General features: G+C 38.7%; 20 protein-coding genes. 6 read left to right on the top strand and 14 right to left on the bottom strand.

Annotated features, from left to right (window positions below):
- Nucleotides 1-57: 57 nt before the first annotated feature.
- From AACS90_RS05755 to AACS90_RS05735, 5 genes are all read right to left on the bottom strand, one after another.
- Nucleotides 58-996 carry a helix-turn-helix transcriptional regulator gene (locus AACS90_RS05755; protein WP_099122066.1) on the bottom strand — a complete coding sequence of 313 codons (939 nt, stop codon included), beginning with the start codon at nt 994-996 and terminating at the stop codon, nt 58-60.
- Between the two features lie 692 nt (nt 997-1,688).
- Nucleotides 1,689-1,946, bottom strand: coding sequence for a hypothetical protein (locus AACS90_RS05750; protein WP_099122065.1), 258 nt, complete (start codon nt 1,944-1,946; stop codon nt 1,689-1,691).
- Between the two features lie 56 nt (nt 1,947-2,002).
- Nucleotides 2,003-2,440, bottom strand: coding sequence for a GNAT family N-acetyltransferase (locus AACS90_RS05745; protein ID WP_099122064.1), 438 nt, complete (start codon nt 2,438-2,440; stop codon nt 2,003-2,005).
- 231 nt (nt 2,441-2,671) lie between these two features.
- Nucleotides 2,672-3,313: a type A chloramphenicol O-acetyltransferase gene (gene catA, locus AACS90_RS05740; protein WP_099122063.1), complete on the bottom strand. Its 642-nt coding sequence runs from the start codon at nt 3,311-3,313 to the stop codon at nt 2,672-2,674.
- Between the two features lie 264 nt (nt 3,314-3,577).
- Entirely contained in the window at nt 3,578-4,546 is a 969-nt protein-coding gene (locus AACS90_RS05735; RefSeq protein ID WP_193757199.1) for a methyltransferase, read from the bottom strand.
- Nucleotides 4,547-4,746: 200 nt separating this feature from the next.
- Between AACS90_RS05735 and AACS90_RS05730 the strand changes: the two genes are divergently transcribed.
- Nucleotides 4,747-5,577: a PhzF family phenazine biosynthesis protein gene (locus AACS90_RS05730; RefSeq protein WP_099122061.1), complete on the top strand. Its 831-nt coding sequence runs from the start codon at nt 4,747-4,749 to the stop codon at nt 5,575-5,577.
- 129 nt (nt 5,578-5,706) lie between these two features.
- Nucleotides 5,707-6,159: a carboxymuconolactone decarboxylase family protein gene (locus tag AACS90_RS05725; RefSeq protein WP_339373608.1), complete on the top strand. Its 453-nt coding sequence runs from the start codon at nt 5,707-5,709 to the stop codon at nt 6,157-6,159.
- Between the two features lie 64 nt (nt 6,160-6,223).
- On the opposite strand, the gene AACS90_RS05720 is transcribed toward AACS90_RS05725, so the two are convergent.
- The gene (locus AACS90_RS05720; RefSeq protein ID WP_099122059.1) at nt 6,224-7,402 is read right to left on the bottom strand and encodes an MFS transporter; all 1,179 of its coding nucleotides are present in this window, start codon (nt 7,400-7,402) and stop codon (nt 6,224-6,226) included.
- A gap of 130 nt (nt 7,403-7,532) precedes the next feature.
- Between AACS90_RS05720 and AACS90_RS05715 the strand changes: the two genes are divergently transcribed.
- On the top strand, nt 7,533-8,432 hold the full coding sequence (locus AACS90_RS05715; protein WP_099122058.1) for a LysR substrate-binding domain-containing protein: 900 nt from the start codon (nt 7,533-7,535) through the stop codon (nt 8,430-8,432).
- A 145-nt stretch (nt 8,433-8,577) separates the two neighbouring features.
- On the opposite strand, the gene AACS90_RS05710 is transcribed toward AACS90_RS05715, so the two are convergent.
- Together AACS90_RS05710 and AACS90_RS05705 are read right to left on the bottom strand one after the other, a co-directional pair.
- Complete coding sequence (locus AACS90_RS05710) at nt 8,578-9,558, bottom strand: carbon-nitrogen hydrolase family protein (RefSeq protein ID WP_099122057.1); 981 nt, start codon at nt 9,556-9,558, stop codon at nt 8,578-8,580.
- Nucleotides 9,559-9,578: 20 nt separating this feature from the next.
- Complete coding sequence (locus AACS90_RS05705; RefSeq protein ID WP_099122056.1) at nt 9,579-9,983, bottom strand: DUF1801 domain-containing protein; 405 nt, start codon at nt 9,981-9,983, stop codon at nt 9,579-9,581.
- 80 nt (nt 9,984-10,063) lie between these two features.
- Between AACS90_RS05705 and AACS90_RS05700 the strand changes: the two genes are divergently transcribed.
- The gene (locus AACS90_RS05700; RefSeq protein ID WP_099122055.1) at nt 10,064-11,002 is read left to right on the top strand and encodes an alpha/beta hydrolase family protein; all 939 of its coding nucleotides are present in this window, start codon (nt 10,064-10,066) and stop codon (nt 11,000-11,002) included.
- 45 nt (nt 11,003-11,047) lie between these two features.
- On the opposite strand, the gene AACS90_RS05695 is transcribed toward AACS90_RS05700, so the two are convergent.
- The 4 genes from AACS90_RS05695 to AACS90_RS05680 form a co-directional block, all read right to left on the bottom strand.
- The gene (locus AACS90_RS05695; RefSeq protein ID WP_099122054.1) at nt 11,048-11,926 is read right to left on the bottom strand and encodes an alpha/beta fold hydrolase; all 879 of its coding nucleotides are present in this window, start codon (nt 11,924-11,926) and stop codon (nt 11,048-11,050) included.
- A 59-nt stretch (nt 11,927-11,985) separates the two neighbouring features.
- Nucleotides 11,986-12,837 carry an SMP-30/gluconolactonase/LRE family protein gene (locus tag AACS90_RS05690; protein WP_099122053.1) on the bottom strand — a complete coding sequence of 284 codons (852 nt, stop codon included), beginning with the start codon at nt 12,835-12,837 and terminating at the stop codon, nt 11,986-11,988.
- 62 nt (nt 12,838-12,899) lie between these two features.
- On the bottom strand, nt 12,900-14,081 hold the full coding sequence (locus tag AACS90_RS05685) for a DmpA family aminopeptidase (protein ID WP_099122052.1): 1,182 nt from the start codon (nt 14,079-14,081) through the stop codon (nt 12,900-12,902).
- Between the two features lie 225 nt (nt 14,082-14,306).
- Entirely contained in the window at nt 14,307-15,179 is an 873-nt protein-coding gene (locus AACS90_RS05680; protein ID WP_241538243.1) for a hypothetical protein, read from the bottom strand.
- A gap of 238 nt (nt 15,180-15,417) precedes the next feature.
- On the opposite strand from AACS90_RS05680, the gene AACS90_RS05675 reads away from it, so the two are divergent.
- Nucleotides 15,418-16,815 carry a Na+/H+ antiporter NhaC family protein gene (locus tag AACS90_RS05675; RefSeq protein ID WP_099122051.1) on the top strand — a complete coding sequence of 466 codons (1,398 nt, stop codon included), beginning with the start codon at nt 15,418-15,420 and terminating at the stop codon, nt 16,813-16,815.
- A 60-nt stretch (nt 16,816-16,875) separates the two neighbouring features.
- On the opposite strand, the gene AACS90_RS05670 is transcribed toward AACS90_RS05675, so the two are convergent.
- The gene (locus tag AACS90_RS05670) at nt 16,876-17,979 is read right to left on the bottom strand and encodes an alkene reductase (RefSeq protein ID WP_099122050.1); all 1,104 of its coding nucleotides are present in this window, start codon (nt 17,977-17,979) and stop codon (nt 16,876-16,878) included.
- A 55-nt stretch (nt 17,980-18,034) separates the two neighbouring features.
- Nucleotides 18,035-18,619, bottom strand: a complete 585-nt coding sequence (locus AACS90_RS05665) for a TetR/AcrR family transcriptional regulator (RefSeq protein WP_099122049.1) — start codon at nt 18,617-18,619, stop codon at nt 18,035-18,037.
- A gap of 155 nt (nt 18,620-18,774) precedes the next feature.
- Here AACS90_RS05665 and AACS90_RS05660 point away from each other — a divergent pair, with 155 nt between their 5' ends.
- Nucleotides 18,775-19,278, top strand: a complete 504-nt coding sequence (locus tag AACS90_RS05660; RefSeq protein WP_099122048.1) for a GNAT family N-acetyltransferase — start codon at nt 18,775-18,777, stop codon at nt 19,276-19,278.
- Nucleotides 19,279-19,320: the final 42 nt, after the last annotated feature.

The raw sequence follows: 19,320 nt of genomic DNA, 5'->3' as shown, positions 1-19,320 counted from the left end.
AAGAGGCTTTTGGGTTTTCTTAATTTACCTATTTTATGTGACGCATATAATCGCATCTTATTCCAACTGATTTAAACGCACCTGAATTTCATCAATATACATTATTTTTAATGTTTTTGGTTTTATATCAATCAGATGTCGAGAAAAACCATTTATATAGTCAAGCAGATAACCCAATTCTTCCTGATGATAATAACCAGAAATTAGTGCTCCATCATCGGTTAATTTGAGGGAGATATGTGAAAATGATTTGCTATGATAATGGTCAATACCGGATCTTTTTATCGTTATTTCAAAATAATATTGTTGTTGCTTCTGCCTTAATTGTTCAAAATTAGACAGATTGAAATCTGTTAAGAGAATATTTTCAGGAGCAACGAAAGTTCCTTCCGTTGGGCGAAATGACTGGATTGAATGGCAGCGTAACACACGTAAATCTTGTGCTTTATAATCAAATACAGCTAAAAACCACTTTCCTGACTCAAACCACATCGCAATGGGGTAAAGAAAAACCTTTTTATCGCAGTATATTACTTCCAGATTTTCCTGTTGAAAAATATGATTGAGTAACATATCAAGATGTTTAATTGGATTGAGCTGTCTGACAGTTCTCACTCCCAGACATTTGCGTAATTTTTCATCTTTTACTTTTTCATCCTGAGGCAATACTTGCTTTAATTTTTCAGAAATACTACGAAATTGCAGATTAAACGGGGTGGATTGCAGAACATGCATACCTGAAATCGCAAATAACATTGCATGAATTTCATCCGCGCTAAATCTGACTGGTGCTAACCGGTATGTTGGAGCAACAACGTATCCACCATTTCTCCCCCGCTCAGAATATAAAGGAACGCCCAATTCTTCTAAAGCTGAAATGTAACGTAAAGCACTACTACGGGATAACTGAAACTCTTGCATCAGTTCTTTTAAGGTCACTTTCTGCCTTCCCTGCAAGAAGAGCTGCATTTGTTGCAATAACAATGTTTTCTTCATTGAAAATCCTTAAAAGGTATCAGGAAGGGCAACTTATATAACGCAGAAGCAGAATTAGTCCAGATAAAAAATAAAAATTAGGGGGATAATTTAGGTACCGAGGATCTCTTCTCCCTCGGATGAAGATTGTTATATGTCGCTATATCAATTATTTTTTTCAAAAAACTCAAGGATCTTAATGAATTTATCGCATACATACTCAAACCCAAAAAATGCCATAACTATTAACACTACATTATAATAGTGATTACTATCACCATTATATATCAATGATAATGATGATTTATTGACGAAAAACATTGTAAGGCATAAGCTAACTATATTTGCAATAGCTCTTCTTGTGTTTTTTTTCATTTGTTGGTATTTAACCTCATTAATTTATTAAAAATTACCATAACCCGATCGTGTGATCATAGGTTAGATATTTTGGGTTCCGAGGCGCTATAAATAGGGAGACTAGGTCTCCCATCTGAATAATTAAGTATCTATTTGAAATTTAATTGTTATTTTTTCTGTGGTGAATTACTGAATGTTTCTGCTTCTTCTAACGTTAGAATGTGACTGACTCCAAAAAGAATGGCGCCTATTCCTCCTATAACATATCCTACCAACCGACTATTCAGTATATAGCGAATGATTTTCATTTCTTTCTCCGAATGGGATAAATAAAATTTTCGATCAGTTATATGCCATTATGCTTTAGCGGGCTTTTTAACCTTTTTGGCATCTTCCTCACTGGGGTTACATTCTTGATGTGTTCCGGGAAGATAAAATTTTCCATCTGCCGATGGGTTTGTTCCACCATCACATCCCGGCATCCCTGCTGTACCGTCACTATCTCCCCCTTTCTGTCCATTACCGCCATTGGCACCGTGAGTTGTATTTGCATATACTGATGGCACAGAAATAGTTAGCATTAAATAAATAAAAGTGATAATTAATCTGCTCATACCGAACCCTTATGTGTAGATTGAACCAATCTTAGTTGAAATCTTAATATTTGCACTTAAATCCTGATAACTGCTAGCATCTCACCAACTTCTTCATCCATACCAACTTCGACGAAACCAACGCTGGCATAAAGATTCTTTGCAATGATATTCTTAGGATTATAAGAGATTGCTATTTCCTCTAACTGATCTGTACGCCCGATTTCATCAATTGCTAACGCTAGTGCTTTGCGTCCAATACTTTTCTTTTGATGGTTTTGATCTATCATAAACCGCCAAATTGTTATCCTTTTGTCGGCATCGGGTACCCACATAAAAAAACCAACGGGTTCCCCATTCAGACAAATAGCACGTGTTTGATATGAAGGATAAAATTTTGATTGAGCGATGGAATATACGTTTTCCGCGACATAAGAAAGTTGTTCGTCAGTTACTGATAAATTGCAAACTGCTTCATAATTATTCTTGGTTACGTCAGTTAAGGTAATCAGCATATGCTGCTCCAATATGGGTTCATAATTCAGAGAAGTTAAAAATAGGGTGATATTAATTTAATGCTGTTTTTTTAAGTATTCAGCTTAAACGCGAATTCTCAGTAACTGGGGTAATGGCAATAGCAAATTGATTTAATTTTGATAAAAAGTCAATAACCATTAAGATAAAATCAATTAGTATTAGCCTCATTTTTTAAGTAGGCCACTGAATAGTGGCCTGATATTTTTTCTTTACATCAAAGCATCATTACACAATGCCTGCAATTTTTTAATAAATAAAGCGATGTGATAGCCGTCACAGGCTGCATGATGTACTTGTACCGATAATGGTAACAATACTTTCCCACCCTCTTGCTGATATTTCCCCATTGTAAAAATAGGGGAAAAATAATCAGTGATATCAGATATATTCAGGTTGAAACCATCAAAACCTATCCACGGGATTGAGGATATATTAATATGATTTTTCGGTTTCTCTGTTTGTGGATAAAGACGTGTATTATCACCATATCGTTCAATATCAGCACAATAATTCATCATAAACTGCGGCAAATCAGGTGAAAATGTCGTACACAATATAGAAAATGTTTCAATTTTTTTATGAAAAAAAGTATAAATTGGATCAACACTGTCCCAAATAATTAACTCCTCATCTTTCATCGCCAACCTGAATTCAGGATATTGATTGACGACTTTGGTGAGCAGATAAATCATAGTGGGGTAAAATTTATAATGTGTTTTTGCTAAGGATAAACACAGAGCCGTAATGTCAATTTTCGTCGTCAGACTAAAGCTACACTTAACACTATGGCGATAATACGCAAAGTGCTCTCCACGATTCCACGTGTTAAGATCTATTTTTGTGTAATTCATCTTTTTCCCTTCTAATCAAGTATGTTAATAATAAAATTAATTAGAAGGGAATTATCTCTGTCTGGATTGATGACACCTAATGACTCCTTTGTATGTTTTTAATGGCAGTCACATTATCATTTAAGCGAAAAAATACCAATCTTTAATCGCCGGAGGTCATAGTAATACTATCTTTATTACTACTATCTTTATTACTACTCCTCCGGGATGAAAAAACTTAATCAGAGCTGTCTCCCTGGCTGGAGCGCAGTATTAAAAGTAAATTTATTTTTTAATTTCAAAAAGATAATAATTTCCATTCTCTGTGGAAAAATTCAAATTATAGATATTTTTAATAGATAACCCAGCTTGTTTTACCATAAATTCAAAGTCGGACTGATACCGTCTTCTCCCTAACAAAAGGGTATCTATGTATAAATCAAATGAGGTTGCTTCATGTGGTTCTTTAATTATATCGATAAGATATAAAACTGAATCATCTCGCATTGCTGTATGGCAATTCTTTAAAATATCGATAGCCTGATCATCTGGCCAATCATCCAATACATTTTTTATGCTATAAGCATCATAGCCGGATGGAATTTCAGAAAAGAAATTGCCATTAATAAAAGTAATTCCTTCTGATTCTTTTCTGGTGAAATTATATTGATCCATGACATGACACTGAATATGTGGATGGTGAGCTTTTATGTTTTTTACGAAATTACCGACACCCCCTCCGATATCAATCAATGTTTTAATACTATCTAGAGGAATGTAATCAATAATATGATTATTGGTTTTATTCGTCATTTCTCCCATTAAGTTATCAAAAGTTAATTTAATATCTTTATTCTTTTCATGATTAAGATAGTCAAAAAATGACTCGTGATGAGTAAGTTCGAAAGCGGATTTTTTATTCGGTTTTTTTAAAGATGAACTGTATTGTGACCAAGTATTCCAGAATACGGGATCTAATTCGAACTTGATATATAGTGTTTCAAAGCTATTCTGATCATTGAGTGATGCCCATTGTTCAGTAAGATAAAATTTATTCTCTTTTTTTGTTAAGATATTAAGTTTTTTTATATAATTCAATAAACTGTGAAACCTATCCTGATAGACATTGCATAGCCTAGCAAGTTGTTCCACTGTTTTACCCTTCTCAGTACTTAAATATAATGGTGCTTTACTGTCAACAAAGGTAAATAATGCATTTGATTTACGATAAGCAGTAATTATATCCAATGGCATTATCATTCTCCTTATTTATCTCCATTTATTAGTGTGTCATACTCTAAAACCTCAGGTTAACTTGAGATCAAGTCTTTTTTATCTTATTTTTGAATATCATAAAAATACGCAACTTAACGTGTGTTTTTATTGAAATTATACCGTGCTATAAAAATAGAGACTTATTTGTTGATGGTTTAAATTATAAAATAGAGTGAATAATGAAATTTTTATTTGAACAGGTTAATGTTTTTTCTGATAAAAAATTACAGGGTAATCCACTGGCTGTAGTTGTTGGTGCAGATAGCCTGACCGAGCAGCAAATGGCTCAGTTTGCTAAATGGACCAATCTGAGTGAAACCACTTTCTTACTTAAACCACTTCATCCTGATGCAGATTACAGGGTCAGAATTTTTACTCCTGCGGGCGAACTGCCTTTTGCTGGGCACCCAACACTAGGTTCTTGTTATGTATGGCAGAAAACTAATAGTCAGAAAGATAAAGCAACGGTTATTCAGGAATGTGAAGCAGGTTTAATTACTATCAAACAGCTCAACGGACGGTTGGCATTCATGGCCCCTCCGCTGGCAAGAACAGGCGATGTAGCTGATGACATAATTGCTACTATTCTGAAAGGGCTTGGTATTACTGCTGATGATGTTGAATTGTGTCAGTGGATAGATAATGGTCCCGGCTGGCTTGGTATTTTACTGAAATCTGTCGATAAACTTTTGGAAATACAACCTGATTATGCACCACTGAAAAACTATGAGATTGGTTTGTGTGCAATTTATCCTGAAGGAAATCAGGTAAGTCTGGAAGTTAGAGGCTTATGTGGTTCAATTTCTGAAGAGGATCCGGTGACTGGCAGTCTGAATGCAGCTTTTGCTCAGTGGTTGATACCACATGGGAAATTGCCAGCAAATTATACCGCCAGACAAGGACGATGTATTGAACGAGATGGCTGGATTTATATCACTTCAGATGATGATGGCATCTGGGTTTCGGGTGATGTAGTTGACTGTATCAGTGGTATGGTTGAATTCGATTAAGTCACCACACAACCGTGTTGATAAATAAGGTACTAACAATTTTTTCAGCAGAAATGTTTAAAAGTGTCAAAAAGTGAAACTTATATATCTTAGGATTATTTCCATCTAATTGCAGTTTAAAAGGAAAACATGATGACACGAGTTTCTTTAGTACAAAGTTTCCCAAATATTTATCAACAACTGAAAATAGTGAATGCTGAAATCGATAAATCAGCTGTGTCTGTCGGTATCAGAGAAGGGTTTTGCCATCTGCTAAAATTACGTATATCCCAGATTAATGGGTGTGCATATTGTGTCAGGTTGCATACCCGGGATGCCTTACAACAGAACGAATCTATCGATAAAGTTGCCGTGCTGCCAGCCTGGAAGGAAACAGAATATTTTACAGAAAAGGAACGGGCTGCCCTGTTATTAGTGGAGGCGATAACAGAAATACAAAATGATCATATTCCCGATGTTGTTTATCAAAAAGCAGCATCGATATGGAGCGATAAACAGGTTGCGGCAATTGAGTGGTTGGCTATTATGATGAATGCCTTGAATAGGTTAGGAATAGCCGGAAGATATCATGTTGCTCCGTAGTTTTTCCATGGTACTTTTTCTATGGCACTACCCGCCTGATTCAGGCGGGTATACAGACAGTAAACTACCCTTTTCTTTTGTTAATAGATAATGTCAGTGATTGTGTTTTTTGGTCCGTTATCAGCAGTAATAACAGACCAACGAGCGCAACAAAACCACCCGAATAACTGACCATTTCATACCCTAACCCCAGTGATAAAACAGTTGCGCCCAATGCAGCCCCGATGGCATTACCCAGATTAAATGCACCAATATTGACAGAAGAAGCTAATGACTGAGCTTCAGATGCAACCTGCATTACTTTTAGCTGTAATGGCGGGACAACACCAAAGCTAGCCGCTCCCCAAAGCACTAATATGATACCGCCAGTAATCGTGTCTTTCGCGATTTGTGGAAATAGCATCATAATCAGGAACAGTGATGCAAATAATCCATAAAGCGTTTTGGATACAGAACGATTAGCCAGAATACCACCGATATAATTCCCGACGGTAAAACCCACACCAACCAGCACCAGCATTATACTGACCTGTGTTTCTGCGACATGAGAGAGAGTCATTAACATTGGCACAATATAAGTATAGAAAGTGAACATGGCGCTGGCCCCAAGCACCGTACAAAATAGCGTCGTCAATACGGAAGGCTTCAATAAAACCTGTAGTTCACGGCGTAAATTGAGCGGCTGTCCCTGCATTCCTCGTGGGAGCGCCAATAACAGAGAAATCATGGTAATGAATCCCAATACACTGATCAGGAAAAAAGCCTCCCGCCAGCCCAATACCTGCGATAAACGCGTAATCGCCGGAACACCGCCGAGATTAGCGATAGTCAATCCCATAAACATGCTGGCAATTGCGCTGGCTTCCTTCCCTTTCTCAACTACTCGGGTCGCTACCAAGGCGCCTATGCCAAAAAATGCGCCATGATTTAGGCTGGTGACAAAACGGGCAATAAGTAATAGGGAGAAATCAGGTGATAACGCCGACAAGATATTTCCTACGGTAAAAATGCCCATTAAAAAAATCAGAGCGACTTTCGGGGAACGTTTAATCAGTAACAAGGTCATTACCGGTGCACCCAGCATCACACCAAGTGCATAGACCATCACCAGAATACCGGCGGTGGGGATAGAAATTGCCAGATCTGAAGCTATCTCCGGCAGCATACCCATTGGTGAAAACTCGGTGGCCCCGATAGCAAATGCCCCAACAGAAAGTGATAACAGAGCGGTGCTCGTTCGCATAATTTCCTCATATCTTTAATCTCAGCGTTATTGCTGACACGACATCACTGTAAGTAAGGGTGATTATGTCAGTTTGATATTTGCAGAAACACTGATTAATATGAGAAAAACTTTTGACTGAAAGGCGAAAATGAAAATTACTCTGGAAGAGATGCGGGTGTTTATTGCTGTAGTGGACAGCGGCTCAATAACCGCAGCGGCTGAATGGCTGGGGTCCACTATTTCTGCCACCAGCCGAGCGTTGTTGCGGCTTGAAGAAAAAGTGGACAGTACTTTGTTATACCGTACTACACGGCGTATAAAGTTAAGCGAGGAAGGCGCTGCATTTCTACAAAAAGCACGGGAAGTGGTGAAACTTGCGCAAGAAGCGGAAGAAGTCTTGCTGAATCACAAAGATATTCCCTCCGGAACGTTACGAGTAGATGCCGCAACTCCTTTTCTATTACATGTCATTACACCACTGGTTGCTCAATTTCACGAAATATACCCACAGATATCGCTGGAACTGACTAATTATGAAGGTGTGACGGATCTACTGGAAAAACAGACTGATATTGCCTTTCGCATTGGGACGCTGAGTGATTCTTCTCTGCACGCGACATTATTAGGTCACAGTAAACCGCGAGTTCTGGCAAGCCCTCTTTATTTGGAACGTTTTGGCGAACCGAAAACTGTTGACGAATTACAACAGCACTGTCTGCTCGGGTTTACTGCACCAGAAAATCTCAACGAATGGCCACTCTTTCATGGTGATAAAAAGGGGATCAAAATTACCCCGACTATTTCTGCAAGTAGTGGTGAAGTATTATGTAATCTGGCCCGAAAAGGAGTCGGTATCGTATGTATGTCTGATTTTATGACACATGAGATGAGAGAGTCCGGTGAATTTAAACAAGTTCTTTCTCATGTCACTTTTGAGCAAAGACAGCCGATTAATGCAGTTTATTATCGTAACCAGACGCTTTCACCCCGGTTACGCTGCTTTATTGATTTTATTAAAAATAATAGCTTGTGCCTTAATCGGCTATGATATTCGTTAACCCCTAGGGACATAGATAATCGTATGTTTATACCGAGGTGAACGAGCGCAGCCAGCAAAGAGACAACTTGAAAGTATAGAATACTTATTCTTGAGCTGTTTTCAGTACTTGGTTAATACTATATCCGTGAGTTGATTATTCAACGGGTATCTCCTGATTTTTTTCTGCAATAACCATAGGCTGGCGTTTTGTTTTATTTAAAAGAAGGCGGGTAACATCGGGTCGCGAATAATGACCTACGGGATCAGCTATTGCTTTTGTTAATATAATGTCATCCAAGTTTATATCTGCGTACAATATACCCTCTTCATTAGATGGCAGTGGTTTAGCAAGTTGTTTGCCATCTGGCCCGTAAATACAGGCGTACCCTCCACCAGTGGCAAGCAGTGCTCTATGTGCTTCAGTTTGGCACATCATATCAACCATTTCTTGTGAAACCAGTGCACAAGAACCAATAAAAAAACACTGACCTTCCAGGGAATAAACTTGACTAATAGCAGTATGCATTTCACCCGAAAATGCATGAGAACTTTCGTTATTCATGGAAAAACTTGGCCAGGAACCAACGTGAATTTGTTCATTCTGAGCAAACATCGCGTATTTTGATAATGGCTGGAGATGCTCCCAGCAACTTAAAGCCCCAACTTTCCCTAGAGCGGTTTCAACAACGTCAAGGCTGCTGCCATCACCTTCACCAAAAATAGTTCTTTCTACATGTGTGGGTTTCAATTTTCTTCGTGTAAGCAGTGTTTGTCCGGTTTGATCAATAATAGCTTGCGAGATATAAAGGCTACCATGATCTTTTTCACTAAAGCCAAGTATCACCATGATATTATTGTCAGCAGCAGCTTTCTCAATTCTCTTGTATTGCTGGTTATTAATCGTCAGCGAATTATGATGATACTTCTGGATGAACTTCATACTCCAAAGAGGAGAATCCAGCCATATAAACCACGGGTATCCCGGTATCCATGTTTCAGGAAAAGCAATCAATTTAGCTCCATGACTGGCGGCTAATTCAATGAGTGATATAGTTTTTGCAAGAGTCGCTTCTAGATCAAGAAAAATAGGTGCGGCCTGCACAGCGGCTACGCGAAAAGTTGTATTTATTGACACGATGACTTTTCTCCTGATTTTTATCTCTTTTTCTTCAGTTTATAAGTGAGTGACATCTCAATACATATGCTTAACTCATTTACTGGTAAATCGGCGTAAGGGTCTAAAATTATTGCCCGGTTTTTTGAATAAATTAACTCAGGAAAGAGTGTTCTGAATGTATCAATTAATGTTGTCTGGCAGTGAAAAAAGATAGCCACATGGGTATCTCCGAAACGGTCCAGCCGGATTGTAGTTCCAGCCTTTGTCTCAAGAGTAAGGTAACTGGGCTGACCCCATTTCAAAGTTTCAGTAATCACGCCAATCCCTTCTGTTTTTGACGCGACATCAAATATTAACTTTCTTATTTTCAGTAATGGCTGCTGATATTCTTGAGGATAATGTTCAAATACCGAACGAACTTCGTGACTCTGAAATGCAGTCATAAGATTGCTACCTTATCTGTTAATTCGTATATTGGGCCTGCCTCATACAACCCTATCTTAATTAGAATGGTCGGAACATTATGAAAAAAATATTTATTTGTATCGTACTTGTTTTAACCTCAATATCTATGCAGTCCGTGGCTGAAGAGAGAAGCTATAGTTTACAAGGAAATGACGGTAAAGAGATTACTTACTATTTGATACAGAAAAATAGTATAAACTCTGAAGATCTTCTTGTCCTGATTCAAGGTTCTGATTGTGGTAGTGTTATCAATAATAAGAAAATAATAGAAAATTTTGGTACGGCTTTTCCTGCCAACGATATTCTTCTGGTAGAAAAAACAGGGCTTGATAGCAGTTTTGGAAAAGACGGTACTGAAGTTAGTGATTCAGAATGTCCACCAGCCTATATTCAGAACGACTCCCCCTTAAAACGAGTTAAAGATTATCTTGCTGTATTAAACAAATTAAAAAGCAAGTATCGTCATATTATTCTGCTGGGTGGAAGTGAAGGTGCTATTGTTACCAATCTAATAGTTTCAGAGAAAAATGCAGATTTTATTACTGCGGCAATTGCCATGAATGGCGGTGGACGTTTTTTTATTGATGATGTTATTCGTAGCACCAGGCATCAAACTTCGGCAGAAATGTTTGATAAAGAAGTTGATAGTTTTAAAACATTTGCAAAAGAAGTAAAAAAACAGAACATGCCAGTAGGCATGAATGTCAGTGGTCATGGGGCAAATTGGTGGTATGAGTCATTGTCAATTGATAATCAGAATTCGATCCAGTCCAGTAAAGTACCGTTATTGGTTATCCAGACTATGGGTGATAATAATGTGGATGCAGCTGGGGCGAGAAAAATGATGGCTGATATTAATAATCCAAAGGTTTCTTTCAAGGCCTATGATGGTTTGGACCATTATTTCATTGATAAAGATGGAAACTATCATGCTGCCATGATTATTAACGATATTCAAAACTGGTATCAGTTACAAAATAACCGCTCTTCTTCGTAGTTATGAATGCCATAAGCAGCGCGAAAAGCGCTGCTTGTCTCAATTTTATACGTATGTTAAGACCAGTTTTTCAAGAATGTCTTTTGATTGCCGCCAGAGTAAAGAGCCTCCTTCATTATCGAAAACAGTGTGTTCTGCATGTGGGAACCGTTTTGATAAAATTTCACCAAAGTCTGGTGAGTGAACGGTGCTGGCATCCTGCTTCCCATACCATAAATGTACCGGACAGGTAATATCTTCAGGATCAAAAGGCCATTGCCCAAATGTAAGCAGTAGATCCTGAGCATACCCTTCTGCCCCTTGGGAGAAACCTTCATTTAAACACTGACGATAAGCCTGTAGAAAATCGGGCTGGGAGTACAAAGACAAATCCACTTCTGAACTGTGAGCCATAATAAAATTCATTAACCAGTCGGCAGTGATATTCTGAGAAACCCACTGTTTTAACATTTCCGGTTCGGCATTTCTTTGCTTCACCATATTAACAACATCCTGATTTAACAGTTGCTGCGTAGCGGGATAATTAAACTGATCCTGCCCGGCTACAATTGCCAGCCCTGTCGCTTTACAGATTTTTGCCAGTGTCAGTGCGAATACCGCTCCCTGAGAAAAACCCAAAACCATGCATTTTTGTAACCCGCAGAGCTTCAGTATCTCAGCAACATCCTGGGCAAAACTCACTAAAGTCTTATGGGGATGTAGAGATGAATTCCCAAGCCCGGGGCGATCCGGCACGATTAATCTGATATTCAATCTTTCCAGCTCTTGTTCCCCGAAACCCAGTGAGCCACTCATTCCAGCACCGGTACAGAAAATAAGCGGCTTACCTGTGATTGGCCCCCACTCGTACCAGTGAAGCGTACGAGCATCAGGAAGAGATAAGTTACCGGTTCTTGTCGCGGGATTTACATTATATGTTGTCATTTTTCCCTCAAAATAAATTACCAATTGCTATTTCGGAGTAACTTAACTCTTCCCTTCCATCATCCTTTAATGAATTGAGTTACAGATATCCGATATAGTGACGTAGTCGCTGTAATATATAACTGGTCACCTTTAATGCCACCCAAAGTGCAGTTTGATACACGTTCTGGCACTTCAATCTTATCTATTTTCGTACCAAATTTATCGAAAATGATAACGCCATTTTCACAACTACAATAAATATTACCTGATTTATCAATACAAAAACCATCCGGAAAACCTGGAGAGATAGTAGCGAAATGTTTACCTATCCCCAATACTTTATCCCGTACCGGATAGATACGTAGTTCATGTCTGCCATGTCTGGGAAAATCGACGATAGACATATCGGCAATGTACAGATATTTTTCATCAGGAGAAAATGCTAAACCGTTTGGTCGTTGAGTATCACTGGTTGCGATAGAAATACTGTTATCAGCAGGATCATAACAATATACGTAGCACCCGATAATCTGGCTTTCTGATTTATATCCTTCATTATCGTTAATAATTCCGTAGGGCGGATCAGTAAACCAAATTGTCCCGTCAGAACGTACAATAACATCATTGGGTGAATTGAATCTTTTACCGTCAATTTTTTCAACCAATAGGTTAACACTTCCGTCTTTTTCTGTGCGGGAAATACCTCTTCTGCCATGTTCGCAGCTGATGATCCTCCCTTCTCTATCCAGTGTATTACCGTTGGCAAAATGTGAATATTTTCGCCATAAATGAACACCATCATTTTCTGACCAGCGAAACATTTTATTTCCTTTTACGTCACTGAAAATAACTGCATCTTCTGTTGGTAGCCAAACTGGGCCTTCCGCCCAAATAGCCGGAGAACAGAGTAATTCTAAGTATGGTTTCATTATTATTACTCCTTTATACTCGCAGTTTTTAAATAAAAACACAGAAATTAAATATTAATAATTCAGTTTCGACTAAGTAAGTTATGGCGTTTTAATATTTTTATAACTCTGTCTTTAGGGATGGAATAAGATGTATTTCCATTTCTTCCAACCATGGTTTCAGCTGCAAACATGGCATTAATAATGGCTTCTTCTGTGGCACTAACTGTTGCCTCATATAAAGGATCAAGTTTGTCATTGGGTAATATTTTAATTGTTTTTATATCTTCTCTGGAAAATGCATCGTTATTCGCGGTGGAGAATGCAATAAATATTTCCCCGCTGGTGTTTCTGGCCACGCCACCTACTCTGGCAAGCCCGAGAGAGACTCTTTTGGCGATTTTTTCTAACTGATGAGGTGCTAATGGGGCATCTGTAGCAACGACAGCGATGATAGAACCTGCATCCTTTATTTTTTTCTTATCTCCATGATATATCGGCATGAGATCCTGTATCTCTTGACCAACCGGAATCCCAGCAATAATGAGATCATCTCTGAATCCGAAATTCCCCTGAACCAGTACTCCGACAGTATATCCGCCGTCTTTTTTATCTAAAACTCTCGATGAAGTCCCTGTGCCCCCCTTGAAATCAAACAGGTTCATGCCTGTTCCACCACCGACATTACCTTCTTTTATCATTCCTGATTTAGCGCTATCCAATGCGTGATAGACATGTTCTTTTTTTACATGCATACCATTTATATCATTTAATATCCCATCCCATGTTTCTGTAACTACGGGGAGTAACCAGAATAAATCATCCTTAAGTGGTGATACCAGATGGTTATCAGCCAGCCAGCTGATGGCTGAGTCTCTGACAACACCGACACTGTGCGTATTAGTGATTAATATTGGTGTTTCCAGAAAGCCGCTTTCCTGAACCCATTGGCTGCCTGTCATTTCCCCATTCCCGTTCAAAGAGAATATGCCGGAAAATACTGGGCTGAATTTTTTCCCTCTGGGTAATATTGCGGTTACGCCGGTTCTTATCGGCCCTTTCCCCACTTCCAGTTTTCCATTATCTTTTATTATGGTTGAATACCCAACGGTTACACCATTAACATCAGTAATTGCATTATATTTTCCGGTTGCTCCAGAAAAAGGAATGCCAAAATTTCTGGCTCTGGTTTCACTATTGGCGAAGGAATTTGAAGTGATTATTATTGAGATAAATAACGTTACCATTTTTATGGTTTTTATCATAAATACTCCTTGTTGTGATTAATTAGTTATCACTATTTCATTATTAACTTATGGAAGCATTTAATTAAATCATGATTTATATCAACGCACAGTGCTATAAATAATCATGCGGCTGATACTATTTGATAATGTCGTTATTTCGTTCTTTAATTTTAAAGGTGTAATAAATTGATTTCAAATTACACGATAATTTGAAATCAATAAGAAAATCGAGGTGAATTTTTGTTATTTTGGTGAACCTATCAGTAATTGATCATCAGATATAACAAGAGCCTTATTTGAAAGGTAATCATCACCCAGTAACCCGTCAAAATTTATTTTTTCATCAGGTACCTGAAAAAGAAATGCAGATAATTCAATGCCATCAGGTGTCATAATCGTTCGTTTTGGGCATAATAATGAAAAATCAACACAGCCCTCCTTTGAACGGGTAAAAAGTACAGTATGGCTGGCACCCGTATCAATAACCATATGATTTAACTTTTTATTACCGGACGATACACTCACCTCTATTCCGTAATTTTTACGAGTGAATGGAATGTTTTTCCAGTGATAACCGTCAGGAATGTTTTTAGCATTATCGGTAATTGTGAGCATCTTTGAAGGATAGTCGATAATCAGAGTATTGTTTTTGACAACACCCAGCCCCAATAAGCCATTAATACGAAGTTGCCCATTATCATCTAACATACCGTTTCCCCACGGCTTTAATACTTCAACATCAATGCCTGAAAGTTTTTTACCATTCACAGTAATATCAACTGCTTTTGCTACTACATTATCCAATGTTTCATTACCAAAAATATCAACAGAACGAGATGTTTCAATGTTGTGGTCACGTGATGTAAAAATAGAATCAAAGACAGATTGGGGCAGATAAAGAGCACTGGATGCACCTGTATCAATTTCAATCTTATCAATTTCCTTTCCATTGATATTTAGTGATACGGAGAGTGTTTTACGATCAAGGTAAACAATTGGGGCTGTGATATCTGCCTTTGCAGTTTTAGCAGAGATTGTCGTGAAAAATAAGGCTGCTATACACATACCCAGAGTTTTATTTATATTCTTAAAATACGATCTTTTCTGCAATATCATTTTTTCTTTTCTCCTATCCCATTAGTCAGATAAAAACATAAATTTTACTTATCATTATTTTACGGGATTAATATAGGCCATTAGAAAAAATTACACAATCATATTGAATTAACAGAAAAAAATATCGATTAGCTGGTATTCTTGTTCGGTATTGCTAGGCTTCATATTAGAGCACTATCTACATTAATATTTAACCTGCCTTATCCATTAACCAACAAAAAAACATCAGAGAATACAAATGCATGACTACGGAATCTGGACGATTGTTACACCTGTCGTGACCATCATATTAGCCATTCTAACCCGACAAGTGATGTTGTCATTGATGCTGGGGATTCTGGTTGGGTTCACGGTAATACACGATCACAACATTATATTGGGAATAAAAAGTACGCTCGAGGGGGTAATTAATACTTTTACGTCATCGGGAAATACCAAAACGGTTATTTTTATGATAATGATTGGCGGTATTATGCGGCTGGTTACTGTCACGGGTGGTGTACAGGCTTTGGTTCAGCTATTAACTGACCGAACTAAAATTATTAAAAGTAAGAAAAACGTACAATTTTTGGCGATTATTATTTCTGCTCTTATTTTTATCGAAAGTTCCATCAACCAATTAGTGGCCGGTGCATCGACCAAAAACCTTGCCAGAAAGTATGCTGTTCCCCCTGAAAAAATGTCCTATCTGATTCAGACTGCCGGTGTTTCTGTTTGCTCGCTGGTAATGATTAATGGCTGGGGCGCAGTCATGATGGGAATAGTCGGAGTGCAAATTTCCAATGGACTAATTTCAGGTGAGCCTTTTGATATTGTTATACATTCTCTGGGATATAATCTGATGGCCTGGCTCTCACTTGTCAGCATATTATTTTATATTTTTACCAATATTTCCTGGGGCCCCATGAAAAAAGCAGAGCAGAATGCTTTGCATCAACACAAGACGCCAGTACTGAACCGCAAGGAAACAGAATCTGATGAAGTTATTGAGCACCCTAACAGCAACAGTGTTCTGAATTTTTTTATCCCCATTCTGTCAACTGTGCTGATGGTTCCTGTCGCTCTCTATATTACTGGCGAAGGTGATTTCAGCAAAGGCAGTGGCTCAACATCCGTTTATTGGGGTGTGATGTTTGGTACGGTTATTTCTTTCTTTTGGTTCTTAGGCCGCCGGATTTTATCCATTAATACCTTTTTCGAAGAACTTTATATTGGTTATGCCAGTATGCTGAAAATCAGTTCTATTATGATTCTGGCATTTTTAATGGGAACAGTTTCGGCTGATCTGAATACGGGGGCTTATATTGCGCAGATCACACATGGTGTACTCCCTGTCGGATTCTCTGTAGGTTTTATCTTTGTCATCAGCGCTATTATGTCACTGGCAACCGGCACATCATGGGGGACGTTTGCGATTATGATCCCGATTGGTGTGCAACTTGGCCTTTCGGTTGGGATGCCGGTGGAATATATGATTGGAGCGGCCATTTCCGGCTCCATTTCTGGTGATGCGATAGTGGCGTCAATGGCAACAGATTGTGATCATATCGAACATATCCGTACACAAATGCCCTACGCTCTTGTGACAGCCAGTATTGTACTGAGTATCTATCTCTACCTAGGGTTTACTTACTGAGTACTTTTTCGGGCAAAAATCTGGCGGCTTTACTTTATAAGCCAGCCGCCAGATAACTAATTAATAATTTGCGGTCGGCCAGTCAATATAGCCTTCTGCTCCAGAACCGTAGTGGGTATTACTATCCAGACCAGTCAGTTCAATATCATAACGTAGGCGGTTTACCAGATCAGGGTTAGAAATAAACGGACGTCCAAATGCAACTGCATCAACTTTTCCTTCCGAACGGCGGGAAATGGCCATTTCGAAGTCATAGTTATTATTACCGATATAAGCTCCTTCAAACAGAGAGCGTAAAGCATCCAAATCAACACCTTCAGGAATCAGACGATCTTTTCCTGTTGTTCCTTCCACAAAATGTAGGTAAGCCAGTTTGAATGAGTTTAGCTGTCGGATCAGGTAGCTATAAGTCGCCATAACATTGCTGTCACGTGGAGTTTCGCCGACTTCGGTTGTCACTGGTGATAACCGGATACCAACCCGACCATCTCCCCATACTCCGGTGACAGCTTTAACCACTTCCAGAACCAGACGAACCCGGTTTTCAATAGAGCCACCGTATTGATCGGTTCGATGGTTGGTTGAATCACGTATGAACTGCTCCAAGAGATAATTGTTGGCTGAATGAATTTCTACACCGTCGAATCCTGCTCGTTTGGCGCATTCTGCTGCGTGCCTGTATTGCTCGATAATGCCGGGGATTTCGTCCGTATTCAGGGCACGTGGCATTGAGGCTTCCTGCAAACCTTTTACGGTATAAACATTTCCTGCGGCTTTTATAGCAGAGGGAGCTACAGGCGATTCACCATTAGGTTGCAGATCAACATGAGAACAGCGGCCGACATGCCATAATTGCATCACTATTTTTCCACCCGTTGCGTGAACGGCATCAGTGACTTTTTTCCACTCAGTCATCTGTTCTTCAGTCCAGATGCCGGGGGTCATGGCATATCCCCGCCCCTGTGCTGAAATATTGGTTGCTTCCGAAATGATCAACCCGGCGCTGGCGCGCTGAGTATAATAGGTCACCATCATTTCGTTCGGTACACCCGCGTCATTAACACGACCGCGTGTTAATGGTGCCATAACAATACGGTTAGCAAGCTCGATCTCTCCTAACTTAACCGGTGAAAAAAGGTCGGTACGAATACTATTGTCAGCCATAACATTTCCTTTTAATAATTGACCAGTCGTCTACAAAAAAGATAAAAAAATGCGACTACGATAGTAGTCGCTGGGTCATCTCTATGGCAGAGTCAAATGGAGCGGTATCTTTAGCTACTTTAGCGACAAGAGATGCCCCCAGCCATAATTGATATAGTGATTCAGCTAGTACGCGAGGCGATACATCCGCTGAGATAGAGTTATCACTCTGCCCTGACTCAATACATTGAGTCAGTTGATCGATAATGTCGACAGTACCTCGACAAAGAATGGATCTCATTCCTTCGGAAAGGTCGCAAACCTCCGCCCCTAATTTAACAGTCAGGCATTTGTCTTCAGGCTGGCCTGTTGTCTGTATTTCAGAACAGACACGAAAATAGTTGAGCAAACGCTCACGAGCGGTGCCTTCGGTTGAGGATAAAAGCGTTCTGGCCCTGGACAAATATTCATTGAAATATTCCTTCAACAAGATCTGTCCAAACTCTTCTTTTGATTTGAAATAGTAATAAAATGAACCTTTGGGGACACCGGCAGCGGTGACCAGTTCGGCCAACCCAACGGCAGTGTAACCTTTGTGAGCGATAATTGATTTGGCAACATCCAGAATATGTTGTCTTGTGTCTGATGCAGATTTTTTCATAATGCTTTTATCATAATCACAATACTGACTGGTCGTCTAGTTATTTGTCTTATAAATTTCACAACTGATTATGAGATAGCATTGGTCTGTTTCTTATGCATGACAGGTAAATTTTGTTTATCACATATCTTCCTTTTCTATTTGAGGTGTCAGGTATGGAATCGTTACCACTTATCAGAGTATTAGGAAAAAGTGACGTTAAAGATTACCGGGAACTTCGGCTTGAATCTTTGTGCGTCAATCCCGAATCTTTTGGTTCGACGTATCAAGAGGAATCAACTAAAAGTGAGCAGGAGTTTATCACCAGAATAACGGGTTCTTTGATTTTGGGCGCTTATTTAAATAATGAGTTAATTGGTACGATTGGATTTCAGCAAAATAGCAACTATAAAACCTTACATAAAGGAATTATCTGGGGTTTTTATGTCAAGCCGGATTATCGGGGTTTGAAAGTTGGCGAAAAACTAATGGATAACTTAATAACATTGCTGAAAAAAAGTAACGTTAAAAAGGTATCATTAGCTGTTGTTGAAGAGAATGTCTCAGCGATTCATTTATATGAAAAAATGGGATTCAAGGTATATGGGACGGAACCTATCTCATTAAAAATTGATGAAGAAAAATACGTCAATAATATCTTGATGTGTCTGTTCATCTAAATGTTAATTCAAAGCCAATTATCACGTTTCAAACCGTTTTTT

Source organism: Xenorhabdus sp. KK7.4, assembly GCF_963876465.1.
Classification (GTDB): domain Bacteria; phylum Pseudomonadota; class Gammaproteobacteria; order Enterobacterales; family Enterobacteriaceae; genus Xenorhabdus; species Xenorhabdus stockiae.
This window is presented reverse-complemented; position numbering and strand designations above follow the sequence as displayed.